22 protein-coding genes and 1 pseudogene are annotated in these 24,000 nt (G+C 72.2%); 16 read left to right on the top strand and 7 right to left on the bottom strand.

The features are described 5' to 3' along the window. Positions 1-248 precede the first annotated feature (248 nt). From IF11_RS0123525 to dapD, 4 genes are all read left to right on the top strand, one after another. Positions 249-569, top strand: coding sequence for a DMT family transporter (locus IF11_RS0123525; RefSeq protein ID WP_030353689.1), 321 nt, complete (start codon positions 249-251; stop codon positions 567-569). After that, positions 569-1,150, top strand: a complete 582-nt coding sequence (locus tag IF11_RS0123530) for a TetR/AcrR family transcriptional regulator (RefSeq protein WP_051746149.1) — start codon at positions 569-571, stop codon at positions 1,148-1,150. The genes IF11_RS0123525 and IF11_RS0123530 overlap by 1 nt, the downstream gene beginning before the upstream one ends. Then, positions 1,147-1,368: a hypothetical protein gene (locus IF11_RS0123535; protein WP_037728374.1), complete on the top strand. Its 222-nt coding sequence runs from the start codon at positions 1,147-1,149 to the stop codon at positions 1,366-1,368. Before IF11_RS0123530 ends, IF11_RS0123535 begins: the two co-directional genes overlap by 4 nt. 126 nt (positions 1,369-1,494) lie before the next feature. Then, complete coding sequence (gene dapD, locus IF11_RS0123540; protein ID WP_030353692.1) at positions 1,495-2,493, top strand: 2,3,4,5-tetrahydropyridine-2,6-dicarboxylate N-succinyltransferase; 999 nt, start codon at positions 1,495-1,497, stop codon at positions 2,491-2,493. 41 nt (positions 2,494-2,534) lie between these two features. Here the strand turns inward: dapD and dapA are convergent, their stop codons facing one another. After that, positions 2,535-3,440: a 4-hydroxy-tetrahydrodipicolinate synthase gene (gene dapA / locus IF11_RS0123545; RefSeq protein ID WP_078490870.1), complete on the bottom strand. Its 906-nt coding sequence runs from the start codon at positions 3,438-3,440 to the stop codon at positions 2,535-2,537. 144 nt (positions 3,441-3,584) lie between these two features. Between dapA and IF11_RS36895 the strand changes: the two genes are divergently transcribed. The 5 genes and pseudogenes from IF11_RS36895 to IF11_RS0123570 all read left to right on the top strand — a co-directional run. After that, positions 3,585-4,241, top strand: coding sequence for a DUF4232 domain-containing protein (locus IF11_RS36895; RefSeq protein ID WP_051746150.1), 657 nt, complete (start codon positions 3,585-3,587; stop codon positions 4,239-4,241). Positions 4,242-4,318: 77 nt separating this feature from the next. Next, positions 4,319-4,981, top strand: a complete 663-nt coding sequence (locus tag IF11_RS0123555) for a hypothetical protein (protein WP_030353695.1) — start codon at positions 4,319-4,321, stop codon at positions 4,979-4,981. A 59-nt stretch (positions 4,982-5,040) separates the two neighbouring features. Next, the gene (locus IF11_RS0123560) at positions 5,041-5,667 is read left to right on the top strand and encodes an SMI1/KNR4 family protein (protein ID WP_240627564.1); all 627 of its coding nucleotides are present in this window, start codon (positions 5,041-5,043) and stop codon (positions 5,665-5,667) included. A 99-nt stretch (positions 5,668-5,766) separates the two neighbouring features. Then, positions 5,767-6,471: an antibiotic biosynthesis monooxygenase gene (locus IF11_RS0123565; RefSeq protein ID WP_030353697.1), complete on the top strand. Its 705-nt coding sequence runs from the start codon at positions 5,767-5,769 to the stop codon at positions 6,469-6,471. 300 nt (positions 6,472-6,771) lie between these two features. Then, a pseudogene (locus tag IF11_RS0123570) lies at positions 6,772-8,244 on the top strand (hypothetical protein); the annotation flags it as partial. A 470-nt stretch (positions 8,245-8,714) separates the two neighbouring features. Here the strand turns inward: IF11_RS0123570 and IF11_RS0123575 are convergent. Further along, entirely contained in the window at positions 8,715-9,479 is a 765-nt protein-coding gene (locus IF11_RS0123575) for an SDR family NAD(P)-dependent oxidoreductase (protein ID WP_030353699.1), read from the bottom strand. Between the two features lie 106 nt (positions 9,480-9,585). Between IF11_RS0123575 and IF11_RS0123580 the strand changes: the two genes are divergently transcribed. From IF11_RS0123580 to IF11_RS39195, 3 genes are all read left to right on the top strand, one after another. Continuing rightward, positions 9,586-11,004 carry an alkaline phosphatase PhoX gene (locus IF11_RS0123580; protein WP_030353700.1) on the top strand — a complete coding sequence of 473 codons (1,419 nt, stop codon included), beginning with the start codon at positions 9,586-9,588 and terminating at the stop codon, positions 11,002-11,004. Between the two features lie 351 nt (positions 11,005-11,355). Further along, a complete protein-coding gene (locus IF11_RS0123585) occupies positions 11,356-12,933 on the top strand; it encodes a TROVE domain-containing protein (protein ID WP_030353701.1) in 1,578 nt (525 codons plus the stop codon). Between the two features lie 63 nt (positions 12,934-12,996). After that, positions 12,997-13,224: a hypothetical protein gene (locus tag IF11_RS39195; RefSeq protein WP_078490871.1), complete on the top strand. Its 228-nt coding sequence runs from the start codon at positions 12,997-12,999 to the stop codon at positions 13,222-13,224. Positions 13,225-13,350: 126 nt separating this feature from the next. On the opposite strand, the gene IF11_RS0123595 is transcribed toward IF11_RS39195, so the two are convergent. After that, complete coding sequence (locus tag IF11_RS0123595) at positions 13,351-14,577, bottom strand: TerD family protein (protein WP_211266756.1); 1,227 nt, start codon at positions 14,575-14,577, stop codon at positions 13,351-13,353. Between the two features lie 128 nt (positions 14,578-14,705). Then, positions 14,706-15,515 (bottom strand): NAD-dependent epimerase/dehydratase family protein, encoded by an 810-nt coding sequence (locus IF11_RS0123600; RefSeq protein ID WP_030353703.1) that lies wholly within the window; start codon positions 15,513-15,515, stop codon positions 14,706-14,708. A gap of 266 nt (positions 15,516-15,781) precedes the next feature. Here IF11_RS0123600 and IF11_RS0123605 point away from each other — a divergent pair, with 266 nt between their 5' ends. Together IF11_RS0123605 and IF11_RS0123610 are read left to right on the top strand one after the other, a co-directional pair. Then, entirely contained in the window at positions 15,782-16,825 is a 1,044-nt protein-coding gene (locus IF11_RS0123605; protein ID WP_078490872.1) for a 5-dehydro-4-deoxyglucarate dehydratase, read from the top strand. Next, a complete protein-coding gene (locus tag IF11_RS0123610; protein ID WP_030353705.1) occupies positions 16,822-18,009 on the top strand; it encodes a hypothetical protein in 1,188 nt (395 codons plus the stop codon). Before IF11_RS0123605 ends, IF11_RS0123610 begins: the two co-directional genes overlap by 4 nt. A 161-nt stretch (positions 18,010-18,170) precedes the next feature. On the opposite strand, the gene IF11_RS0123615 is transcribed toward IF11_RS0123610, so the two are convergent. After that, positions 18,171-19,367, bottom strand: coding sequence for an MFS transporter (locus IF11_RS0123615; RefSeq protein ID WP_420894624.1), 1,197 nt, complete (start codon positions 19,365-19,367; stop codon positions 18,171-18,173). Positions 19,368-19,671: 304 nt separating this feature from the next. Here IF11_RS0123615 and IF11_RS0123620 point away from each other — a divergent pair, with 304 nt between their 5' ends. Together IF11_RS0123620 and IF11_RS0123625 are read left to right on the top strand one after the other, a co-directional pair. Continuing rightward, positions 19,672-19,974, top strand: a complete 303-nt coding sequence (locus IF11_RS0123620; protein WP_206300726.1) for a hypothetical protein — start codon at positions 19,672-19,674, stop codon at positions 19,972-19,974. Further along, positions 19,971-21,593, top strand: coding sequence for an amidase (locus IF11_RS0123625; RefSeq protein WP_211266757.1), 1,623 nt, complete (start codon positions 19,971-19,973; stop codon positions 21,591-21,593). The genes IF11_RS0123620 and IF11_RS0123625 overlap by 4 nt, the downstream gene beginning before the upstream one ends. Positions 21,594-21,646: 53 nt before the next feature. On the opposite strand, the gene IF11_RS0123630 is transcribed toward IF11_RS0123625, so the two are convergent. Both IF11_RS0123630 and IF11_RS0123635 read right to left on the bottom strand, forming a co-directional pair. Next, positions 21,647-23,095, bottom strand: coding sequence for a peptidoglycan D,D-transpeptidase FtsI family protein (locus tag IF11_RS0123630; protein WP_030353709.1), 1,449 nt, complete (start codon positions 23,093-23,095; stop codon positions 21,647-21,649). Between the two features lie 123 nt (positions 23,096-23,218). Beyond that, the gene (locus IF11_RS0123635) at positions 23,219-23,989 is read right to left on the bottom strand and encodes an IclR family transcriptional regulator (RefSeq protein WP_030353710.1); all 771 of its coding nucleotides are present in this window, start codon (positions 23,987-23,989) and stop codon (positions 23,219-23,221) included. Positions 23,990-24,000: the final 11 nt, after the last annotated feature.

Consider the following 24,000-nt stretch of genomic DNA (forward strand, 5'->3'; position numbering starts at 1 on the left):
CCCGGGCTTGGGGGGTGGCGGGGGAGGCGTCCAGCCGCCCCAGCCGTAGGGGCCGTTTCCGTACGGTCCGTTTCCGTAAGGCCCGCCCGGACCGTTTCCGTGCCCGCCACCGCCGCCCCACCCCGTCGTGCCCTGCGCCACCGCTCTGCCCCGCTCCCCGCCGCTCCGATCCGGACGGCACACCGTAACCGGTGGGCGTGGGGGCAGAGTGTGTACGGCTGTACGCATCGATGTGTACACTCGTACGTATGGGATATGGACTGCTGGCCGCGGCGATCGCGGCGGAGGTGGCCGCGACGTCGGCCATGAAGTACAGCGAGGGCTTCACCCGGCTGTGGCCCTCGCTGGTGACCGTGGTGGGGTATGTCGTCGCCTTCGCCCTGCTCGCGCAGACCCTCAAGACCATCTCCATCGGCACCGCCTACGCGATCTGGGCGGGCGTCGGCACGGCGGCCATCGCCGCCATCGGCATGGTCTTCATGAACGAGTCGATGGCACCGGTGAAACTGCTGGGCATCGCCCTCGTGATCGCGGGCGTCGTCGTGCTCAACCTCGGAGGAGCCCACTGATGACCCGTCGTTACGACCCCGACCGGCGCCAGCGGATCATCGACGCGGCGATCCGGGTGGTCGCGCACGGTGGTATCGCCGGGCTGAGCCATCGCACCGTCGCCGCCGAGGCCGATGTGCCGCTCGGCTCCACCACGTACCACTTCGCCTCGCTCGACGAACTGCTGATCGCCGCGCTGCGGCAGACGAACGACAGCTTCGCGGCGGCCGTGCGGGAGAGCGGGGCCCTCGCGGATCCGGGGTGCGACCTCGCCGGCGAGCTGGCCCGGATCACCGGGGAGTGGCTCGCCGGTGACCGAACCGGCGTGGAGCTGGAGTACGAGCTGTATCTCGCGGCGCTGCGGCGGCCCGCGCTGCGCCCGGTCGCGGGGGAGTGGTGCGCCGCGCTCGGGGACGAGGTGACCAGGCGCACCGATCCCGCCACCGCGCGGGCGGTGGTGGCGCTGCTGGACGGGATCTGCCTCCAGGTGCTGCTCACGGACGCGGTGTACGACGCCGAGCACACTCGCGAGATGCTGACGCGGCTGATCCCGGCGGTTCCGGCGGCAGGCGCCGATCCCGGCGGTAAGTTGGCCGCATGAGCGCCCCGTCCGTCCCGCCCGTTCCCCCACCGGGGCCGGAGATCACCTACGCCGAGTGCAGACAGTGCGGAACGCTGATCGCGGGGCTCGACGGCCGCTACAGCTGTGGCGTCTGCGGCTGGGTCAACCACCACTCGGAGGGGCACCGGCCGCTGCCCCGGGCCGAGGACGACATCGACCACACGGCGGGCGGCGCCGAGGACAACCGGCTGAGCTGATCTGCCTGGACTGATCCGGCCGAGCTGACCCGTTCTGATCTGGTCATCTGATCTGTCCAGGTGGCGATGCGCCCGTCACCTGAGACCGGTTCGCCCGCGCCCCGCCGGGACCGTTAAGTTCGGAGCATGACCGACACGTCTTCTCTCGATTCCCCCCGCACCACCGGCGCCGTCGCCGCCGGCCTCGCCACCCTCACCGAGGACGGCACCGTCCTCGACACCTGGTTCCCCGCCCCCGCGCTCGCCGCCGAGCCCGGACCGGCCGGCACCGAGCGGCTGACCGCCGAGCGCGCCGTGGAACTGCTCGGAGAGGGCGCGGCCAAAGCCATCGGTCGCGACGCCCGCCGCGGGGTCGAGATCGTCGCCGTCCGTACGGTCATCACCTCGCTCGACGACAAGCCGCTGGACACGCACGACGTATATCTGCGGCTGCATCTGCTCAGCCACCGGCTGGTCCGGCCGCACGGCCAGAGCCTGGACGGCATCTTCGGTCTGCTCGCCAATGTCGCCTGGACCTCGCTCGGCCCGGTCGCCGTCGACACGCTGGAGACGGTACGGCTCAACGCCCGCGCCGAGGGGCTGCACCTTCAGGTGACCTCGGTCGACAAGTTCCCGCGGATGACCGACTACGTCGCCCCCAAGGGGGTCAGGATCGCCGACGCCGACCGCGTACGGCTCGGCGCGCACCTCGCCGAGGGCACCACCGTGATGCACGAGGGCTTCGTCAACTTCAACGCGGGCACCCTCGGCACGTCCATGATCGAGGGCCGGATCTCGGCGGGCGTCGTCATCGGCGACGGCTCGGACATCGGCGGCGGCGCCTCCACCATGGGGATGCTCTCCGGCGGCGGCAAGGAGCGCATCGTCATCGGCGAGCGCTGCCTGATCGGTGCCGAGGCGGGCATCGGGATCGCGCTGGGCGACGAGTGTGTCGTCGAGGCGGGGCTCTATGTCACGGCCGGTACGCGCGTCACGATGCCCGACGGCCAGATCGTCAAGGCCCGTGAGCTGTCCGGCGCGAGCAATATCCTCTTCCGCCGCAACTCGGTGACCGGCGCCGTCGAGGCCCGTCCGAACAACGCGGTCTGGGGCGGTCTCAACGACGTGCTCCACAGCCACAACTGAAGCCACCACTGCCCCCGGCCGTCACGGCCGGGGGCAGCTGTTCACAGCGGCGCGACGGCGGATCCGACGAGCTCTCCGTACGCCTTCAGCAGCCCGTCGGCCGTCTCACGGCCGGCGGGCCGCAGCGGTTCACGCACCGGTCCCGCCGGCCGGCCGAGCGCGCCCAGCAGCGCCTTCGCGGTGACCGTGCCGGGCAGCCCCGAGGCCATCATCAACTCGGCCAGGGGGAGCGTGAGTTGGTTGAGCCGTACGGATTCGGTGACCGCGCCGGCGTCATACGCGTCGAGCGCGGCGCGCAGCGGGCGGGGTGCGGCGTTGGCGACCGTACTGACGAATCCGGCGCCGCCGACCGCGTACAGCGGCAGATTCAGCTCCTCGCAGCCGGAGTAGTACGCGAGCGAGGTGCGGGCGATCACCTGGGAGCTGCCGAGCAGGTCGTACGCGCAGTCCTTCACGGCGACGACGCGCGGGTGCGCGGCGAGGCGGAGCATCGTCGCGGGCTCGATGCGGGTGCCGGTGCGGCCCGGGATGTCGTACAGCATCAGCGGGATGCCCGACGCGTCGGCGATCCGCAGGAAGTGCGCCTCCACGGCGGGCTGCGGCGGCCGGCTGTAGTACGGGGAGACCACCAACAGGCCGTCGGCCCCTGCCTGTTCGGCCGCCCGCGCGAGGGCGAGGGTGTGCCGGGTGTCCGCGCTGCCGACGCCCGCGACGACGGCGGCCCGCCCGCCCACCTCGTCGCACACGGCGCGCACGAGAGCGGTCTTCTCGGCGTCCGTGGTGGTGGGTGACTCCCCGGTGGTGCCGTTCAGGACCAGCCCGTCGCACCCCTCGGCCACCAGCCGGCTCGCGAGTTCGCGGGCGCCGGGCAGATCCAGCTCTCCGGTGGCGGTGAAGGGCGTGACCATCGCGCAGAGGGCGCGGCCGAAGGGGCGAGGAGTGCTCATACCGGCAGTGTCCGCCGAGCGACTGTGAAGGTCCACTTAGATCTGCTTCGGGTGAGGATGAAGCAGTGCTGAAAGGGGGTGGTTCCGGGCCGTCTGGCATGATCGGCGAGTGCCCCATCGGGGCCGGGCGGGGGAGGAAAACGCATGGCACGGATACGCCGGACGGCCGTGATGGCGGCGGGCTCGCTGGTCCTGATGGCGGGGGCGAGCGGATGCTCCGACATCAGGAACGAGATCGACGCCGCGCGGGGCGAGGGCGAGGGGAGGCCGACCGCGGCGGCTTCGGAGCCGTCGGCGGCGCTGCCGGCCGAGCCGCCTCCCGGCCTGCCCGCGAGCCCCGAGCCCTGGGCGGCCACCGGCCCCGGCCGCTGTCTCGCCTCGGGCGTGGCCTTCAGCCATGGCGAGGTGAACGCCGCCATGGGCATCAGGGCCGTATCGATCGGGCTGCGGAACTGCGGGACGAAGCCCTACCGCGTCAACGGCTACCCGGAGATCGGCGTCCTGGACGACGACCGCGAGCCGGTCGGTCTGAAGCTGATCCACGGGAACGAGAGCACCGGCGCGGCCGATGACCAGGGCCCGAGGGAACTGACCCTGGCGCCGGGGGAGTCCGTGGAGTCGGTGTTGCAGTGGAACAACCGGATCACCGAATCCGGGGCCCACGCGACCGGCTCCTACGTGGTCGTCGCGACGGCGCCGGGCGAGGAACGCGACACGCTCCCGCTGCCCGTCGACATCGGTACGGACGGCGAACTGCATGTCACCGCGTGGGCGGACGGGCAGGGCCGGGACCCGTCCTGAACGGGCGGGCCGGGAGCCCGTATATCGGCATCGAAGAGTGATCGATGGTCCGTTCGGAATGGGGCAGGATGCGTACCATGACGCGTACGCTCCGCTCCTCACTGCTCCTGGTGTTATTGCCCCTCGCACTCGCGACGGCCGCGTGCGGGTCCGAGAAGGCGGAGCCCGGGGCGAGCGGGGGCGGGAGCGCGACGCGTACCGGCGGCTCCGCCGACCGGGCCGAACTGGAAGCGCGCGCCCGGTACATGCAGTCCGCGATCGAGCTGATCCAGGTGATCGAGGCGGACGGTTTCGAGGTGGCGCCGCAGTCCGCCGGGGTCGTCGGCGATGACGGCTTCGGGAGCGTGTACGTATCGGCGCGCGACGGGGCGCGGATCCGGCTGACCGTGGACCGGTCCACACTGAACGCGGCCAACTGCCCGGACAACCCGGTCGAGGAGGCGTCGGGCCCCGTGCAGTGCGAACGGGACGGCGACGCCTGGTACCGCACCTCCGGGTCCGCGCATGAGTACGCGCGGGCCGAGGACGGCCATGTCGTACGGGTCGGCGCCGACCGTGCCACGGTGGACCGCGACACCCTGCGGCGCGCGGCGGCATCCGCGCGCCCCGCCGACGACCGGGAACTCGACGCCCTGCTGCCGGAACAGACCGCGCCGACGGCGCCCGTCGAGCGCGGCGATCTGCCGCCGGTCGGTGACGGCGCCCCCGACAACAGCGTGCCCGAGGGCGCTTCGGGGTAGCGGAGGCCGGATTGTCAGTGGGTACTGGTGCAATGGAGGACATGGAGGGCATGGAGAGCATGGAGACCGAAAACGCCGATCGGGGCGAGGCCGACCAGGGCGGGGCCGGCCGGGGCGACGCCGGAGAAGGCGCGGCCGACGGGGGCGAACTCGACGCGTTGCGCGCGGCCTTCCCGTCGGAGCGCTGCCTGCCGCCGCTGGGCTGGGACGGGGTGCGCGCCTTCGAGCGCGCGCACGGAATCGTCCTGCCCGAGCCGTACCGCACGCTGGTCGCGGAGATCTGCGACGGCTGCAGCGACGGGCCCGCCGACATAGACGGGCTGATACCCCTGGAGGCGCTGCCCGCCGACTGGGGATGCGACCAGACGCAGCGGGATCTCGCGAAGCCGTTCCCGCTCACCGAGGCATGGGTGTGGGAGGACGACCCCCGGCCGTACGAGGAGATAGAACCGCTCATCGACGAGGTCTACAACTACGGGAGCGTGGTGCTGGGCACGGACGGCTGCGGTATGTACTGGCATCTGGTCGTCAGCGGTGCGCACCGGGGGCGGATCTGGAACATCAGCGATGTGGGCGCGGCGCCGTTCGGGGCGGTCTTCGGGCACACCTCCGCGGAAGAGGGCTTCGCGGGCTGGGTGGCGCACTGGGCCACCACGCGCCGGCCGTGGTTCGACGTCGTGGTCTGACGGCCGGCGGGCTCCGGTTTGTTGACCTCAACCGCACTTCACATTTGAACATGGTGGTCGGAGGCGCACCGCGGGGGTGCGCCACGAGGAGGTTCCACCATGTCCGTGCGCCTCAGCACCGTCCCTGAGATCACCCGCCCCGGCGTGGGTCTCGTCCAGGTCAGCACCTGGCGCGTCGGCACGGCCGAGCGGCAGCGGGCCACGGTCGACGCCATCACCCGCGCCTGGCGGAGCAGGGAGTGGCCGGACGTCGGGCTGCTCTCGTACAGCGTCTACACCGGAAACGACGGGGACACCCTGCGCCACTACTCGCAGTGGCGCGACCGGGAGGCGTACGACGCGTTCTTCCGCGCCTTCCGGGACGAGCGCAACGCCGAGATCGACGCCGCCGTGCCCGGGATCGAGCGCGTGGGGCTGCGCTCGTACGAGCTGTACCGCAGCGGGGCCCTGGCGGAGCGGGAGACGCGGGTGCCCGGCTGCGTCGTGCTCGTGGAGGTGGAGTTCGAGGGGCCCGACGCCGAGCGCCAGAAGGGCTGGGCCGACGCGGTCTTCGAGGCGCTCGGCACCGATCCGGACACGCCCTCCGGCGGGATCTCGGCGCACTTCCATCTCAGCACCGACGGCACGCGCGTACTCAACTACGCGGAGTGGGAGAGCGAGCAGGCGCATATCGACGCGCTCAACGCGCCGGGGGCCGGGGTCGGTTCGGCCACCGAGCAGTGGAAGCGGGTGCGGTCCTATCCCGGGCTGAAGCAGAGCACGGTGACGCGGTACACCCCCGCGATCAGCCTCAGCGCCGAGTGAGCTCGGCGCTGCCGAGTGCGGCGGCGCCGAGTGCGGCGGCCCGGCCGCGTGTGGGGTCGGGCCGGACCACCGCGGCTTCTCCGTGCCGCCCTCGTGGCGTCGTGGTCGGGCCGGGGGCCGGGACAGTGGCCGTTCTCGGTACGGGGTTCTACGCGCGTCAATCTCTTGGCTGCGGCGGTGAGTTGTCAAGGGGCCCTGGGCGTCCGACCGTTGTCGAGTACATGAACCGGGTGGGATAGGTCCAAATGCGTCTACGCTGGGGGCCGCCTCGACCGCGTACGCCACAAGGAGAACCACCAGATGCCCGGAGACCGCCCCACCCTGCCGCCGGTGCGACTGCCCTCGGAAGCGGAGCTGGCGCGGGACGCCCTCGCCGCGCCACTGCTCGCCCGCGCGGTACGCCTCGCCCGCTGGGCCGGGCCGACGACGCGGGTGGGGCCCGGCGGCGAGCTGGCCGACGAGCAGCTGCCCGCCGCGGCGGAAGTGCTCGGCCTCGGTGACGAGCTCTCCGAGGGCGACGGCGAGGCATACGCCAGCGAGGCCTGGCGGGTGGCCGTCGACACGGGCCTCGTGGAGGTGGACGACCCGGACGAGAACGGCGGCCCGGACGGCGCCGACCCCGACGCCGAGGGCCACGTCACCACCGGCGAGCAGCTCGGCGTGCTCACCTCCGGCAGCCCGCAGGACATCCTGTCGCTCTGGCTGGACGCCCTGGACGTCGTCTTCGCCGACGCGACCGCGCCCGTACTGGACGATCTGGCCGCGGCCATCGGCGACGACGGCGAGATCGATCTCGACTCGCTGGACTGGGACCCGGAGCTGGAGGCGGAGTTCCTGGAGGGCGTCCTCGGCAACCTCTATCTGCTCACCCTCGCGGAGGGCGGCGGCGAGGGGCCGGTACCGCTGCCCGTCCTCGCCGCGTCGATGATCGTGCCCGAAGACATGGGCGAGCCCACCGACGACATCCTGGAGCAGGTGTCCGAGGCGATGATGCGGCTGGACGACCAGTTCCGGCTGCTGGAGCCGATCGGGCTCGTCTCGTACGTACCGGTGGACGAGGCGCTGATGGTGGAGGACGCGGAGGACGCGCCCGACGCGTCGCTGCCCGTCGACGAGGAGGACGTCACCCGGTACGGGATGGTCCGGCTGACACCGCTCGGGCTCTACGGGATCAGGTCCCGGATGCTGGAGGCGGGGGTCGACGCGCCCGCGGTGGGCGACCTCGCGGACAAGGACGCGCACGCGCTGCTGGACGGCGTGGCGCACTTCCCCGAGCTGTCCGCGCGCGCGGAGACGGAACAGTGGCTGAGCTCGCGCGCGCCCGCCGACGCCGCGCGCGAACTCCTGGCCGCCGCGCGCGGCACGGACCCGGGCGCGCCACTGCGCCGCCTGCACTGCCAGCAGGCGCTGTCCCTGGTCGGCGCGGAGGCGGAGTCGGCGGTACGGGAGGTCCTGGACGACGCCGAGCTGGGCGGGCTGGCGCGGGTCTGGCTGGCCGAGCTGGGGGCGGGGGATGTGCCGCCGCCGCCCGAGTCGATGATCTTCTGGCTGGCCATCGACACGATTGCCGCGCAGCTCGACGCGGAGGGGGAGCCGGACGAGCTCCAGGAGCTGGTCGAGGGGCTGGTGGGGCAGCACAGCGGGTTCTTCGAGGCGGCGTGGCGGGTGGAGCATCCGGCGACGGCGGAGGTGCTGGAGGCGATGGGGAGGCTGCACCGGGACAGGACGGCGTCGAAGGACGCGCGCAAGTCCGGACTGCTTTCCTCACCGCGCTTCGCGCGAGCTGCGACGCTTTACGTCCGGACACGCACCTCCTCCGACCCCGACCCCCTCCCGCCGGTGGTCCCGGCAACCCGCCGTCCGGCTGAGGGTGGGTGGTATGGGTGCGGCCCGGTGGCCCCGGCCATTCGCCGCCTCGGCGGGGTGAGTGGGCCGGTGCGGACCGGTGGGCCCCGCCACTTGCTGCCCTCGTGGGGCCGGGTGCGGGAGGGCGCCGCCGCCTCCCCCGCCCGCCCTCGCGCACGGCCGGGCCGCCTGTGCGGGCGGTGAAGGGGGGCGCGCAGGGGTCGTGTCCGGGACACTAAAGCGTGATTTGTGGCGCGTGACCGCCCGAACCCATCGTCAGGGCTGCTGCCCCGCGCCCGGAAACCGGCCCCGGCCAAAGACGACCGCGCCCCGGACCACGAGCCCGCACCCGGCGACGTACGCGCACTCCCGCCGAGGCGGACCCGGACCATGCCCGCTCACCGCAGGTGCGACGCTCCGTTGAGGTCCAGGATCGTTCCCGACGACCACTCCGCCCCCGGCGACGCCAGCCACACCACCGCCCCCGCGATCTCCTCCGCCGTGCCCACCCGCCCGAACGGGCTCTGCGCGCGGATCGATTCGCCCTCCTCGCCGGTGAGGCGGGACGCGACGCGTTCCGTGGTGAAGAAGCCCGGGGCGACGGAGGCGACGGCGATGCCGTAGGGGGCCAGGGAGACCGCCAGGGACTGGCCCAGGGCGTGGACCGCCGCCTTCGTCGCGCCGTAGGCCGGGTGGTCCGGTTCGCCGCGGAAGGCGCCGCGGGAGCCGATGTTGATGATCCGGCCGGGCGTCGAGCGGTCGATCATGGAGCGGGCGGCGCGGTGGCTGAGCAGGGCCGTGCCCAGGAGGTTGACGGACAGGTGGCGCTGCCAGGCCGCCGCCCAGTCGTCGTACGACGTGGTGGGCAACGGGTGGGGCTCGTTGACGGCCGCGTTGTTGACGAGGATGTCGATCCCGCCGAGCGCCTCGGCCGCGTCGTCCGCGACCCGCGCCGCGCCCGCCGGGTCGGAGATGTCGCCGCCCACCAGCGTGTGGCCGGTGCCGGCCAGTGACTCCAGGGTGTGGCGGGCGTCGGCGGAGCGGGTCGCGTAGTGGACGGCGACGCGGTCGCCCTGGGCGGCGAAGGCCAGGGACACGGCGCGACCGAGGCCGCGGGAGGCGCCGGTGACGAGGACGCGGCGGCCGGTGGACGGCAGATTCATGGGAAAGCGGGCCTCTCGATGTCGGACGGTGTTCAAACGCTGTTTATCCGTAGGCGGGAGCGTCGGGAGCGTACCCCCGACCCACGTGCCCCTTCAGGAGACCGCGATGCCGCTGACCCGCAGGGAATTCACCGGAAGATCCGCACTGACCGGGGCGGGACTCGTCCTCACCGGCGCCACCGGCGCGTTCGCCACCGCGCCCGGCGCGCTGGCGGCGGAGGACGCTCCCGAGGTCGCCTCCGGGCCCGCGCCCGCGCCGGGTTACGGGCCGCTCGTCCCCGACCCGCGCGGCATGCTCGCGCTGCCGGCCGGGTTCACGTACAAGGTCATCACGCACAGCGGTGTGACCAAGCTGGAGTCGGGCGAGGACACCCCGTCCAACCACGACGGCACCGCCACGTTCGAGGGCCCGCGCGGGGTGACGCTGCTGGTCAACAACCATGAGCTGAAGGGGCCCAGGGGTGACTGGGAGTTCCCTGTGCCGCTCACCGAGGGTCTCGTCTACGACCCGGCGGCGGCCGGCGGCTGCACGGTCGTGGAGACGCACCGCGACGGCCGTACCGCGGAGTGGGTCGGAATCGCCGGTACCTCCACCAACTGCGCGGGCGGACGGACCCCGTGGGGCACCTGGCTCACCTGTGAGGAGAACTCCGACCGGGCCGGGCAGAACGGGATGACCAAGGACCACGGGTATGTCTTCGAGGTCGACCCGTACGACCGCCGTGCCAACCGGAACCCCAAGCCCATCAAGGCGTTCGGGCGTTACGACCACGAGGCCGTCGTCATCGATCCCCGTACCGGCTACGCCTATCTGACAGAGGACGACTCCGAGCCCAACGGGCTGTTCTACCGCTGGGTCCCGCCGCACGGCTTCAAGCACGGGCGGGGGCAGCTGCGCCGGCTCGCCGATGACGCGGGGGTGCTCCAGGCGCCCCGCTGCTTCGACGCGGGCGGCCGTTTCGTGGACGACCTCTCGCGCGCCGCGAAGATCGGCACCGTCTACGGCGTGGACTGGGTAGACGTACCGGACCGCGACGGGAAGACCGTGGCCGTACGGGAGCAGTTCGACGGCGAGGACGTCACCCGCGCCAGGAAGCTGGAGGGCATGTGGTGGGCGGACGGCGGCGCGTACATCGTCTCCTCGTATGCCCGTGACGAGAGCCCCGGCGTGCCGCACGACGGTCAGGTGTGGTTCTACCACCCGCGCCGCCGCACCCTGACGCTCAAGGTGCTGCTGGGCGTCAACGCCGACCCGGACAAGGACGGCGCCTTCGACGGGCCGGACAACATCACGGTCTCGCCGTACGGCGGTCTGGTCATCGCGGAGGACGGCGAGGGCCTCCAGCATCTCTTCGGGGCGACGGAGCGCGGACGCACGTACCCCATCGCGCGCAACGACCTCAACGACAGCGAGTTCACGGGTGTCGTGTTCTCGCCGGACGGCCGCACGCTGTTCGCCAATATCCAGGAGCCGGGCATCATGCTGGCCATCACCGGCCCGTGGCGGCGCACTCCCCGGGACTGACCGCGAAAACCCGTGGCGGACGGGCCCGTTGCCTCTCTAAAGTCATGCTTGTCCAGGTGCGACAGGCAGGACCTACTTCCACTCATAATGGGGAGGCCGCGGGTTCGACTCCCGCCACCGGTACTCATGCCGGTGTAGCTCAGTGGCAGAGCACCATCTGTCGGTTCCGCCGGCCTTGATCTCTGGACACACCACTTCGCACCTCCCGGTGCGCGGGCAGCGGCTACTTCTTTGAGTGAAATCACGCCGCCGCCGACTCTGATCTCGGGAGGCGCGGCGTGCGGAGGCGAGGCCGCCCCTATTTCGCCGTGCTCTCCCTGGAATTCGTTTCTGGAATTCGGGGGAATTCTCATGTCTCGCTTCAATACCCGTGCGGCCAAGGCCCGTCCCGCTTCGCCCGTACGGTCGATCGCCGCTGCCCGTACCCATGAGGGCGGCGACGGTGTCCTGCGCGACGCGAAGTCGGAGCTGTTCCTGCTCGCGGTCGCCAACTTCGTTTCCCAGCAGACGACTTACGAGTCCGGCGACGAGCGCGACGACCGGTTCCGCGCGCTCGTGCGGAAGCTCGCCGTCGCGGAGCCGGAGTGGACCGCCGGGCTGCTCGGCTGGCTGCGCGGTGAGGGGCAGCTGCGTACCGCCTCGATCGTCGGCGCCGCCGAATACGTCAAGGCGCGGCTCGACGCGGGCGCCACGGACGGTCCGGGAAACCGGCAGGTCGTCGACTCCGTTCTGCTGCGCGCGGACGAGCCCGGTGAACTGCTCGGTTACTGGATCTCGCGCTACGGCCGCAATGTGCCCAAGCCCGTCAAGCGCGGAATCGCGGACGCCGTCCGGCGGCTCTACAACGGAAAGTCGCTGCTGAAGTACGACACCGTCGCGAAGGGTTATCGATTCGGCGACATCCTCAATCTGGTGCATGCCTCGCCCGACCCGGCGAAGGCGTGGCAGGGCGAGCTGTTCCGTTACGCGCTCGACCGCCGGCATCACCCGCAGGCGGCTGTTCCGCCGCTGTCGAACCGTACGCTCACCGCCCACCGGGCCCTGATGGAGGTGCCGGTCGAGCGGCGGCGCGCGCTGATCACCGCCGCCGACGGGGCGGCGCGGCTCGCCGAGGCGGGGATGACCTGGGAGGCGCTGGCCGGCTGGCTCCAGGGGCCGATGGACGCGGCTGCCTGGGAAGCCGTCATTCCGTCGATGGGCGCCATGGCCCTGCTGCGCAACCTGCGGAACTTCGATCAGGCGGGTGTCAGCGACGAGGTCGCCGCTCAGGTGGCCGAGAAGATCGCGGATCCCGAAGTGGTCGCGAAGGCGCGGCAGTTCCCGTTCCGCTATCTCGCCGCCTACCAGCACGCGCCGTCGCTGCGCTGGTCGTATCCGCTGGAGCGGGCGCTCGGCCACTCGCTGGCCAACGTGCCCTCGCTGCGCGGGCGGTCGCTGATCCTGGTCGACCGTTCGGGTTCGATGTGGTCCCCGCTCTCCGACCGCTCCGAGCTGAACCGCGCGGACGCCGCGGCGATCTTCGGTACGGCCGTGGCGATGCGGGCGGCGGACGCCGATCTCGTGGAGTTCGGTACGCGCAGCGCCCCGGTGACCTACCGGCGGGGCGAGTCCGTGCTGAAGGTGCTGGAACGCTTCGGCGACCTCGGCGGTACGAATACGGCCGAGGCGGTCCGTACCCACTACCGGAGCCATGACCGGGTGCTCATCGTCACCGACGAGCAGGCCGCGTACAGCTCCCGGGGCGGCCCGGCCGCGCAGGTCCGGGCCGGTGTCCCGGTCTATACCTGGAACCTCGCGGGGTACCGGACCGGGCACGGTCCGTCCGGTGAGGCCGATCGGCACACGTTCGGCGGGCTGACCGACGCGGCCTTCAGGATGGTCCCGCTGCTGGAGGCGGGACGGGACGCCCGCTGGCCCTGGAAGGGGTGATCCGGGCGCCCGTCGGTGGTCGGGCATGGCGCGTCGGGGCTCCTTGGGCGCATACTCAAAGTAATGACAAAGTCAGCCGGATCCCGGCGCCACCTGCCGTCCAGTCCCTTCAACCGCCAGGCCCCGGCCTCACCCCCGCCCGAGCAGTTCGATGTGGGAGACCGTGTCTCGCACGATCAGTTCGGGTTGGGAAGAGTCATCGGAGTCGAGGGCGAACATGCCGTGCTCATCGATTTCTCGGGGCGACAGGGGAGGATCCTGAGCCCCTTCGCCAAGCTGACCAAGCTCTGAAGTCCCGAACCGGGAGCTTGGAGGCCGTGCCCCCGGGCCGCCGCGGACCCTCAGGACCCGCGACGGCGCGGGGGCATCGTGCCACCCGCCCACGCGCCGCCCTCCGGGGGCGGCCCGGAGCGCCGGTCAGAGGATCTTCGCGGCGGGCTTGACCATGCCCCGGACCGTACGGGACTTGACGAACTCGCCCAGACCGGTCATTTCCCACTCGCCGGAGAACTGGCGGATCAGCTTCGCCATCATCACGCCGGTCTGCGGCTCGGCGCTGGTCAGATCGAAGCGCACCAGCTCCTCGTCCGTGGCCGCGTCGATCAGCCGGCAGTACGCCTTGGCGACCTCGGTGAACTTCTGGCCGGTGAAGGAGTTGACCGTGAAGACCAGGCCGGTCGCCTCGGCGGGGATCCGGCCGAGATCCACGACGATCACCTCGTCGTCACCCGCGCCCTCGCCCGTGAGGTTGTCGCCGGAGTGCTTGATCGCCCCGTTGAGGATGGAGAGCTTGCCGAAGTAGCAGCTGTCCAGATGGTTGCGGTTCGGACCGTAGGCGATCACGGACGCGTCGAGGTCGATGTCCTTGCCGCGGTACGCCGGCTCCCAGCCGAGGCCCATCTTGACCTGGGTGAGCAGCGGCCGGCCGCCCTTGACCAGCGACACCGTCTGGTTCTTCTGGAGGCTGACCTTGCCCTTGTCCAGATTGATCTTGCCGCTGCCGGGCGCGGCGGCGGGGGCCGGGGGAGCGGCGGGCGGGGCGGCCGGGACGGGCGGGGCGGCGATCCGCGGGTCGGCCCCCGCGTGGGCACGGACGGGCGCCGGGGGTGCCGGGGCCGCTACAGGGGCCGCGGCCGGGGCGGGCTCCTCCACGGACACGCCGAAGTCGGTGGCGATCCCGGCCAGCCCGTTGGCGTACCCCTGGCCGACCGCGCGGACCTTCCACGCCCCGTTACGCAGATAGATCTCCACGATCACCAGGGCGGTCTCGGCGCCGAGCTGCGGCGGCGTGAACGTGGCCAGCGCGCCGCCGCTGCCCGCGTCGCGGATCGTGGCCGTGGGCTCGATGCCCTGGAAGCTCTGCCCCGCCGCGTCCGGGCTCGCCGTGACGACGATCTTCTCGATGCCGGCGGGCACGGCGCTGGTGTCGACGACGATCGCGTCGGGCGCCGTGCCACCGCCGGAGCGGTAGCTCACGCCGGGGCCCGCCGGCTGGTTGTAGAAGATGAAGTCGTCGTCTGAGCGCACCTTGCCGTCGGCGGTGAGCAGCAGGCCCGATACGTCGAGCCGCACGGGAGCGGCGACGTCCACCGCCACATGGGCGGTGGGAAGAGGGATGTTCGAGCCGGGGGTCATAGCTGTCATGCCAGACGTAACGAACGACCCCGCTTTGCCGTTCCCTTACCTTCCGCCGATCGAGTCCACGGACGATCGGGGTCGCGGATGATCGGGGCCGCGGCTGATCTGGGTCCCCGGACGACGGGGTCCGGACCTCAGTAGGGCCAGCGCGGCGGGTTGGTGGCGAACGTGCCGCCCAGGAAGGCGTGGTCCCGGTTGTCCGGGTCGAGTTCGCCCTGTTCCGCGATGAGCTTCTCGGCGAACTGCTCCGAGTCGTCCTGCGGTTCGTATCCCAGCGCCCGCGCGCTCGTGAGGTCCCACCACAGCCGGGTGTTGGCGGAGGAGCCGTAGACGACGCTGTGGCCGACTCCCTCGGCGGTGAGGGCGGCGTGGAAGAGCCGGGCGCAGTCGCCGGGGCTCAGCCAGACGGAGAGCATCCGGACCGAGTTGGGCTCCAGGAAGCAGGAACCGATCCGTACGGAGACGGTCTCCATGCCGTGCAGGTCCCAGTAGAGCTGCGCCAGGTCCTCGCCGAAGCACTTGGAGAGGCCGTAGAACGTGTCGGGGCGGCGCGGGGTCTCGACCGGGATCAGCGGGTCGTCCCCCTGCGGGCGCGGTGTGAACCCGATCGCGTGGTTGCTGGAGGCGAAGACCGTCCGCCCGACGCCCTCGGTGCGCGCCGCCTCGTACAGGTTGTACGTTCCCTCGATGTTCGCGCGCAGGATCTTGTCGAAGGTGGATTCCAGCGAGATGCCCGCGAGATGGATGATCGCGTCGACCCCCTGGACGGCCTCGCGCAGCGCCTCCTTGTCCGCGAGATCGGCGGTGATGGCGTCGGGCTCGCCCTCGATGGGGGTGGCGTCGAAGAGCCGCAGCTCGTAGCCGTACGCGGGCAGCAGGCCCCGCATCAGGGTGCCGAGGCCGCCGGCGGCGCCGGTGAGCAGGACAGTGCGGGGTGCGGGCATGGGGGAGATCTCCTCGCGGCTCGGAACCGGGCACACGGATTCGGGCTCAGATCCATAAATGGAATTCACATGCGTGGACAAACTAGAGAGTGGGGCGGAGCACCGTCAAGTGTCGCTCGGAGTGCGGGAATCCGCCTCTGGGTTGCGGTTTTCCGTCTTGACCCGCGGCGCGCGACTGCCCTAGCGTGGCGTTGTTCAGGGATATGGACATCGATCATAATTGTGCACGAGCGGTCGCCGCTCGACGCATGGCCCAGGGAGCGCCCGTGACCTCAGCCCCGCTCGCCGCCCGCCTGACTCACGTGGCCGGGCCACTGTTCTTCCCCGTCACCGCGTACGGGCCCGACGGCGCGCTCGACCTCGACGCGTACCGCGCGCATGTCGGCCAAGGCGTCGCCGCGGGAGCCGCCGCCGTCTTCGCCTGCTGCGGCACCGGCGAGTTCCACGCCCTCACCCCGGAGGAGTTCGGCGCCTGCGTGAACGCGGCCGTCGAGGAGACCGCGGGCCGCGTCCCGGTCGTGGCCGGCGCCGGCTACGGCACGGCGCTCGCCGTCCAGTACGCGCGGATCGCCGAGGAGGCGGGCGCGGACGGACTGCTCGCGATGCCGCCCTATCTGGTCGTCGCCGACCAGGAGGGGCTGCTGCGCCACTACACCGCGCTGGCGGGCGCCACCTCGCTGGAGACGATCGTCTACCAGCGCGACAACGCCGTCTTCACCCCCGAGACCGTCATCGAACTCGCCCGCGTGGACGGCATCGCCGGGCTCAAGGACGGATACGGCGACCTCGAACTGATGCAGCGCATCATCAGCGCCGTACGCACGGAGGAGCCGGACCGCGACTTCCTCTACTTCAACGGCCTGCCCACCGCCGAACTCACCGGTCTCGCCTACCGGGGCATCGGCGTCACCCTCTACTCCTCCGCCGTCTTCTGCTTCGTCCCCGAGATCGCGCTCGCCTTCCACCGGGCCCTGACCACCGGCGACGACACGACCGTGAACCGCCTGCTGGACGGTTTCTACCGCCCCCTGGTCGAACTGCGCGGCAAGGGACGCGGATACGCCGTCTCGCTCGTCAAGGCGGGCGTCCGGCTGGGCGGACTGGACGTCGGGGAGGTACGGCCGCCGCTGAGCGAGCCGCAGCCCGCGCACATCAAGGAGCTGGCCGAGATCATCGAGCGGGGCCGGGCGGTGCTGCGGAGCGACGAGGGAAGCGAGGACGGGAGCGATTCCCCGGACGAGGGCCCGAGCGAGGATCCGGACGGCGCGGGCGCCGGGACCGGTACGGGTACGCGGGGCGGCGCCGCGTGAAGACCTCGGCCTTCCTCTACCCCTGGGACGTGGTGGGCGACCCGGACGCCCCCGCCAGGATCGCGGACCTCGGCGTCCGGCAGGTCACCCTCGCCTCCGCCTACCACTCCACCCGCGCGCTGACCCCGCGCCACCCGCGCCACCGCGTCGTCACCGCCGAACACGCCGCCGTCCTCTACCCGATGGACGACGCCCGCTGGGCGCGCCACGAGCTGCGTCCCTACCCCGCCGGGTCCTGGGCGCCCGGCGACGCGTACGGCGAGGCCGCGGCGGCCCTGGCGGACGCCGGTCTCGACGTGCACAGCTGGGTCGTTCTCGCGCACAACTCCCGCCTCGGCGCCGAGCGTCCCGACACCTCCGTGGTGAACGCCTACGGCGACCGCTACCCCTGGGCGCCCTGTATCGCCCGGCCCGCGGTCGGCGCGTATCTGGTGGAGCTGGCGGCCGAGGCCGCCGTACGGCCCGGCGCGAGCGGCACCGAGCTGGAGTCCTGCGGCTGGTACGGGCTCCCGCATCTGCACGCCCACGACAAGATCGCCGGCGTCGGCCTCGGCGACGCGGCGCAGTACCTGATGTCGCTCTGCTTCTGCGCCGACTGCCGGGAGGGATACGCGGGCCTCGGGGTCCCGCCCGGCGAACTGAACGCCGCCGTACGGCGCGCCCTGGGGCCCGTCTGGGCCACCGGCTCCGCCGAGGCGGGCTGGTCCGCGGTCGAGAAGCTCCTCGGCGTGGAGCTCGCCGCCGTCACCGCCGAGTGGCGCGGCTCGGTCGCCCGTACGCTCCAGGAGCGGGCGGTCGCGGCTGTACGGGCGGCGGCCGGGCCCGGCTTCCAGGTGCTGCTGCACGCCGACCCGGCGTCGTACCGTGTCGGCGCCAACGCCGGGGTGGACCCGGCGCACATCCTCGGGGTCGCGGACGGGGTCGTCCTGCCCTGCACCGGGGGTGCGGCGGAGACGATGCTGCGCCCGTTCGCGGGTCACGCCACCGAAGCGTCCGTCCTGGCCGCGAACTTCACGGTTGTCACCGGCATGGGCGGAGCCCCGGCCGCTCTCGCCGACGACGCGGCGCGAGCGAAGGCGCTCGGGGCGACCGAACTGCGGCTGTACCACGCGGGACTGGCCTCGGACGCGGATCTGAAGGCCGTCACGAAGGCGCTGTCAGACCTCGGTGACCTAGCCGGCTAGGTCCTGTCCGGTCGATCTTCGCGGATCAGGCCGCGGCGTCTGGTGCCGTGCATCGCAAGGCGGAGGATCGCCCGTGTACTGGACGTACTTGGGCGACTCCGACAACGCGGCGAGGTGCGGTGCCAGGCGTCGCGGGCCCGCGAAGATCGGCCGGACAGGGCCTAGCCGGGCGGACGGGGCCGGGGGATCCTCTTCCGCGTGTGACCGGGGGCGGCCAGGGCCAGTGCGGTGAGCAGCCCGGCCGCCCCGGTCACCGGCAGCAGTACGGCCGGGCCGGCCAGCGCGATCAGACCCGCGCCGAGCGCCAGCGCCAGCGCGTTGGGCACGTACATCAGCGTGTTGGCGGTGGCCGCCGTACGGCCGAGTACCGGGGCCGGGATCTCGCGCTGCACCGCCGTCAGCGCCGCGATCAGCACACACGGCAGCCCGATGCCGACCCCGGCGGCGCTCGCCAGCACCACCGCGTCGTACGGCAGCGCCCGCGCCCCGACGGCCAGCGCGAACAGCGCGATACCGGCGGCGGCGAACATCCGCTCCGGCAGCCGCCGCAGCAGCGGGCCCGCCACCAGCCCGGTCAGTACGGACCCGGCGCCCTGGACCGCGTACAGCACCCCCACGTACGTGGGGGAGTGGCCGAGGCCGCGGTCGACGACCGCGTAGATGGCCGCGCCGTTGAGCCCGGCGAGCAGCATCGTCGCCGACGCCGCCAGCACGAGCGGCCGTACGGCCGACGAGTCGCGCAGCCGACGGACGCCCTCGGACAGGTCCGACACCCGGCCTGCGGGGTCCGGTCCCGGCTTCTCCTCCCGTACGCGCATCGCCGCGAAGAGCCCGGCGGCCACGGCGAAGGTCGCCGCGTCGAGCAGCGCCACGGAGCCGCCGCCGAACCGGGCGAAGAGCGCGGCTCCCGCGAGCGGCGCCAGCAGCTTCATGCCCTCGTTGGCCGTCATCCGCAGCCCGTTGAAGTCGCCGAGCAGCCGGGGATCGATCGCTGTCGCGACCAGAGCCGATTCCGCCGCGTCCTGGAGAACACCGCTCGCGCCATGGACGAACAGCACACAGAACAGGATCCAGACACGGTCCGCCGAGTCGACGGCGAGCAGCAGCGGCAGCAGCGCCGCCATGGCGAGGTTGCAGCCGATCAGCAGGGGCCGCCGGCGCACCCGGTCGGCGACCGTCCCCAGCAGGGGTCCTGCCAGCGCGGGCGCCCACAGCGCGAAGACCGTGAGCGCGGCCAGACTGTCCGAGCCCGTCAGCGACTTGGTCCAGATCCCGGCCGCCAGCCACATCGCGGACGTACCGAAACCGGAGACGACGACACCCGCCAGATACAGCCCCGCGTTACGGTCCCGCAGCACGCTCCCGAGACCTCCCCCGCCCAATCCCACTGCCCCACCGGCCCCTTCCGCCTCGCGGCACCCGTCCCGTACGCCTCTGTACGGGCGCCAGAGTGGCCCCTGAGGACCTGGCCGGCACATCGTGATTTCGCCCTACTCCCGGGCGCGGAAAGAGCCTTAGGAGTGCTCGGAGCGGCTCCGGCCCGGCGGGGGCCTGAGCGTTCTCCGTAACGCCCGTGAAGCACGTGCTCAATGGGGCAGTCATCGATGGCTGATGAAGTCCGGGCTGCACCCCCCGCACGGCATGCGCATCCCGGAGGTTCTGTTGAGCCAGCCTCAGCCACCCACACAGGAGCAGTTGGACGCCTACATACGGACCAGACTGGCGCTGGCCGGCGTCGATCTCGATCTGCTGCCCACGCAGCCGGACCCCGCGACCGGCGTGCCCACCCGCGACCAGGCGCTGCGTTCGCTGCGGTCCTTCGTCGCCACGGTCCCCGGGGCCATAGCGGGCTGGGCGCCGCCGGTGAGCGGGGCGCCGGCCGCCGCGTACGCGCAGCAGGCCGCGCCGCCACTGCTCTATCCGTCGATCACCGAGGCATGGACCGGAAAGGCGGACGCACGATGAGCCGCGCCGTCAACCGCCGGATCTTCCTGGCCGGTTCGGCGGCCGTGACGGGCGCTGTCGTGAGCGGCACCGCCCTCGCACCGCCCGCCGCCGCCGTCTCCCCCGTGAGTTCCAAGAGCTCCAGGAGTCCCGAGCCGTACGTCCCCGATCTCGACGCGGCCGGCATCGAGGTGCGCGACGCGGCGCGCCGCGACCCCACCGAGGCGACCCTCGCCGAGGCCGCGGTCCTGATGAGTCGCCGCAAGCTGACGTCCACCGCCCTCGTCGAGGCGTATCTCGACCGTATCGGGACCTACGACTCCACCTATCAGGCGTACGCCGAGGTGACCGGCGAGACCGCGCTGGCCGCGGCGCGCGCGGCCGACCGGAGCGGCGGGCGGCGCGGGGTGCTGAGCGGCATCCCGCTCTGCGTCAAGGACAACTACTTCACGCGCGGTGTGCCGACGCGCTGCAACTCCCTTATCTTCGCGGACTTCGTCCCCAACCACGACGCCACCGCGGTCGCCCGGCTCACCGCCGCGGGCGGCATCGTGCTGGGCAAGGGCCAGATGGGCCCGCTCGCCACCACCCGCGCGACCACCCCGAACGGGACGGTCACCACCGTCAACGCGTGGACGCCGGACAACCCGGCCACCGATCCGGGCGGTTCTTCCACCGGCCCCGCCTGCGCCGTCGCCGGCCGGATGGCCTCGTCCTCCATCGGCACGCAGACGGGCGGATCCATCGTCCTGCCCTCCAACCGGCAGAACCTCACCGGGCTGAAGCCCACCATGGGCCGGGTCTCCGCGTACGGCGTGATCCCCCTGTCGTACACCCGGGACCATCCGGGACCGCTGGCGCGCGACGCGATGGACGCGGCGCTGATGCTCGCCGTGATGGCGGGGCCCGACGCGCACGATCCGCGCACGCTCGGGCTGCCCGGCCTCCCCGATCTCGTACGGGCCGCGACCCCCGTGGCCGGGCGGGGCGGCGCCGTAAGGATGCGCAGGGCCACCCGGATCGGGGTGCCCGCGGACTTCCTCAACTCCGCGACGGAGGTGCGCAAGGCGTTCCTCGACCGCATCGACGCCATCTCAGGCGTGACGCTGGTCGACATCACCTATCCGGCTGACTGGCCGCTGCTGACCGGCATGTTCAACGACGCGCGGCTGTCCGAGCGGACGGAACCGTTCCGGCACTGGCTGCGCGAGGACCCGGCCCTGTTCGGTGTCTCGCTGCTCAGCTGGCTCCAGGGCCTGATGCTCTCCGGCGACGAGTGGATCACGGCGCAGCGGGCCAAGAACCATCTGCTCCGCGAGGTCCTCGACGGCGTCCTGTCCCGCTGCGACGTGCTGCTCCAGACGGGACCCGTGCCGTTCGACATCCTCGGACTGCCGGAGATCGCCTTCCCCATCGGGTTCACGGCGGGGCTTCCCTCCGGGGTCATCCTCGGCGGCGCGCCTTACGAGGAGGACCGGCTGCTGGAGGTCGCGGCCGCCTACCAGGCGGTGACCGACTGGCACACCCGCCGTCCCGCCGATCCCGCGGCCCCGGCGGCCTCCGGGCCGGGCGCCAAGCGCGCGGCGGGCGCGGGCCGGCCGCGGCTCACGGCGGAGGAGGCGGCCGCCCAGAGCGCGTAACGGCCCCCGTTCCCCCGGCCGTGCGTCATGCCCCGCGCGGCCGGGGCGCCCGGTCAGTTCAGCGCCGCCGCCATCATCTTCTGCGCGATCGGCGCGGCCAGACCGTTCCCGCTGACCTCCGAACGCGCCGCGCCCGAGTCCTCCACGACGACCGCCACCGCCACCTGCTTGCCGGTGGACGAGTCCTTCGCGTACGAGGTGAACCAGGCGTACGGCGTGTTGACGTTGTCCACGCCGTGCTGCGCGGTGCCCGTCTTGCCGCCCACCTCGGCGCCGTCGATCCGCGCGTTCGTCCCCGTGCCGTCCTGGACGACCGTCACCATCGCGCTGCGCAGCTGCTCGGCCGTCGACGAGGAGACGATCCGCTTCGTATCGCCGTCCCGGTACGACTGGAGGGTGTTCCCGCTCGCGTCCACCACCTTCGACACCATGTGCGGCGCCGCGAGCAGCCCGTCATTGGCCAGGGCCGCCGAGACCATGGCCATCTGGAGCGGGGTCGCGGTCACATCGAACTGGCCGATCCCCGTCAGCGCCGTCTGCGCCCGGTCCATGCCGGACGGATACACGCTCTCCGAGGCGCGCACCGGCATCTCCTGCGTGGCGTCGTCGAAGCCGAACTTCTCCGCCATGGCGCGGACCTTGTCTTGGCCGAGTTCGTCGGCCATCTTCGCGAAGACGGTGTTGCAGGAGTAGGCGAGCGCGGTGTGGATGGTGGCGTTCTCGCACGGCGCGGAGCTGTTCTCGTTGCGCAGGACGGTGGTCGTGGCGGGCAGCGTGTACGGATCGGGGCTGTCGGTCCGTTCGTCGACCGAGCTGTATAGACCGTCCTCCAGCGCCGCCGCGGCGACCACCAGCTTGAACGTCGAGCCCGGCGGCAGCGGCTGCCGCAGGGCGCGGTTGACCATCGGCTTCGCCGCGTCCCCGGTCAGCTGCTTCCAGGCGTCGCCGTCCGTGGTCCCGCTGATCTTCGTGGGGTCGTACGAGGGGGTGCTGACCACTCCGAGCACCCGGCCGGTCACCGGGTCGATCGCCACGGCCGCGCCCTTCTTGCCGCCCAGCGCGCGGTATCCGGCCTCCTGTACGGCGGGGTCGATCGTGGTCAGTACGTCGCCCGGCGCGGTCTGCTTGCCCATGATCGCGTCCAGCGGGTTCTTCAGCCGGCTGTCCGTGCCGTCCAGGACGCCGGAGTAGATGCCCTCCAGCTGGGTGGAGCCGTACGCCTGTGAGCTGTAGCCGGTGACGGGTGCGTAGAGCGCGCCGTCCGTGTACGTGCGCTCGTACGCCAGATCGCCGCTCGCCGTCCTTCTGGAGCCCGTGACCGGCGAGCCGGCCACGATGATGTCACCGAGCGGCTGCGCGTACTGCGCCATGATGTTCCGCCGGTTGTGCTTGTCGTCCGCGAGGGCCCTGGCCTCGTACGCCTGCACCCAGGTGGCCCGCACCAGCAGGGCGAGCACCAGTAGCAGACAGATGACCGCCGTGTGTCTGATCGTCTTGTTCATCCCATATGAGGGACGAGCGGCGGCGGGGGCGGCGTTCCCGCCCCGCTCGCTTCTCAGGAATTCCTCATCCGGGCGCCGGTCGGGCGGTCGGCGGGGCCGGCCGGGCCCGGGGCCCCGGCCGGTTCAGAGCCGCCGGGTGGCGAGCGTGAGCCGGTCGCGCGCGTCGAACAGCGTGTCCTTGATCATCTGTTCGTGCCCGGGGGTGAGCCGGGCCACCGGCACCGAGCAGCTGATCGCGTCGCGCGCCGGCGTACGGTACGGGATCGCGATACCGAAGCAGCGCAGCCCGAGCGTGTTCTCCTCGCGGTCCACCGCGTACCCCTGCTCGCGTACGGTGTGCAGCTCCTCGATGAGCTTCTCGCGGTCGGTGATGGTGTGCTCGGTCAGGGCGGGCAGGGTCTCCGGCAGCAGCTTGCGCACCTGCTCGTCGCTGTGGGTCGCCAGCAGCGCCTTGCCGAGTGAGGTGGAGTGCGCGGGCAGCCGGCGGCCGACGCGGGTGAAGGGCCGCAGATAGTGCTGGGACTGGCGAGTGGCGAGATAGACGACGTTCGTGCCGTCGAGCCGCGCGAGGTGGATGGTCTCGCTGGTGTCGTCGGAGAGCCGGTCCAGCGTGGGGCGGGCGGCGGCGACGACCTCGTCACCGTCGATGTACGAGGTGCCGACCAGCAGGGCCCGTACGCCGATGCCGTACCGCGTGCCCGTCGCGTCCGTCTCCACCCAGCCCAGTTCCACGAGCGTGCGCAGCAGCATGTAGAGGCTGGACTTGGGGTAGCCGACCGCCTCCTGGACGGCGGCGAGCGAGTGCATGCCGGGGCGTCCCGCGAAGTACTCCAGCAGTTCCACCGTCCGCACGGCGGACTTCACTTGTGCGCCACCGGTCTCCGCGGTCGACATCGTCCCTCGCC

Source organism: Streptomyces scopuliridis RB72 (assembly GCF_000718095.1).
Lineage (GTDB): Bacteria > Actinomycetota > Actinomycetes > Streptomycetales > Streptomycetaceae > Streptomyces > Streptomyces scopuliridis.

Coding starts and splice junctions, on each gene's coding strand:
- IF11_RS0123535 (WP_037728374.1), top strand. CDS start 1,147: ATGAGCGCCCCGTCCGTCCCGCCCGTTCCCCCACCGGGGCCGGAGATC.
- IF11_RS0123580 (WP_030353700.1), top strand. CDS start 9,586: ATGCCGCTGACCCGCAGGGAATTCACCGGAAGATCCGCACTGACCGGG.
- IF11_RS0123630 (WP_030353709.1), bottom strand. CDS start 23,095: ATGAACAAGACGATCAGACACACGGCGGTCATCTGTCTGCTACTGGTG.
- dapD (WP_030353692.1), top strand. CDS start 1,495: ATGACCGACACGTCTTCTCTCGATTCCCCCCGCACCACCGGCGCCGTC.
- IF11_RS0123625 (WP_211266757.1), top strand. CDS start 19,971: ATGAGCCGCGCCGTCAACCGCCGGATCTTCCTGGCCGGTTCGGCGGCC.
- IF11_RS0123595 (WP_211266756.1), bottom strand. CDS start 14,577: ATGACAGCTATGACCCCCGGCTCGAACATCCCTCTTCCCACCGCCCAT.
- IF11_RS0123530 (WP_051746149.1), top strand. CDS start 569: ATGACCCGTCGTTACGACCCCGACCGGCGCCAGCGGATCATCGACGCG.
- IF11_RS0123600 (WP_030353703.1), bottom strand. CDS start 15,515: ATGCCCGCACCCCGCACTGTCCTGCTCACCGGCGCCGCCGGCGGCCTC.
- IF11_RS36895 (WP_051746150.1), top strand. CDS start 3,585: ATGGCACGGATACGCCGGACGGCCGTGATGGCGGCGGGCTCGCTGGTC.
- IF11_RS0123525 (WP_030353689.1), top strand. CDS start 249: ATGGGATATGGACTGCTGGCCGCGGCGATCGCGGCGGAGGTGGCCGCG.
- IF11_RS0123560 (WP_240627564.1), top strand. CDS start 5,041: ATGGAGACCGAAAACGCCGATCGGGGCGAGGCCGACCAGGGCGGGGCC.
- IF11_RS0123635 (WP_030353710.1), bottom strand. CDS start 23,989: ATGTCGACCGCGGAGACCGGTGGCGCACAAGTGAAGTCCGCCGTGCGG.
- IF11_RS0123555 (WP_030353695.1), top strand. CDS start 4,319: ATGACGCGTACGCTCCGCTCCTCACTGCTCCTGGTGTTATTGCCCCTC.
- IF11_RS0123565 (WP_030353697.1), top strand. CDS start 5,767: ATGTCCGTGCGCCTCAGCACCGTCCCTGAGATCACCCGCCCCGGCGTG.
- IF11_RS39195 (WP_078490871.1), top strand. CDS start 12,997: ATGACAAAGTCAGCCGGATCCCGGCGCCACCTGCCGTCCAGTCCCTTC.
- IF11_RS0123575 (WP_030353699.1), bottom strand. CDS start 9,479: ATGAATCTGCCGTCCACCGGCCGCCGCGTCCTCGTCACCGGCGCCTCC.
- IF11_RS0123585 (WP_030353701.1), top strand. CDS start 11,356: ATGTCTCGCTTCAATACCCGTGCGGCCAAGGCCCGTCCCGCTTCGCCC.
- dapA (WP_078490870.1), bottom strand. CDS start 3,440: ATGAGCACTCCTCGCCCCTTCGGCCGCGCCCTCTGCGCGATGGTCACG.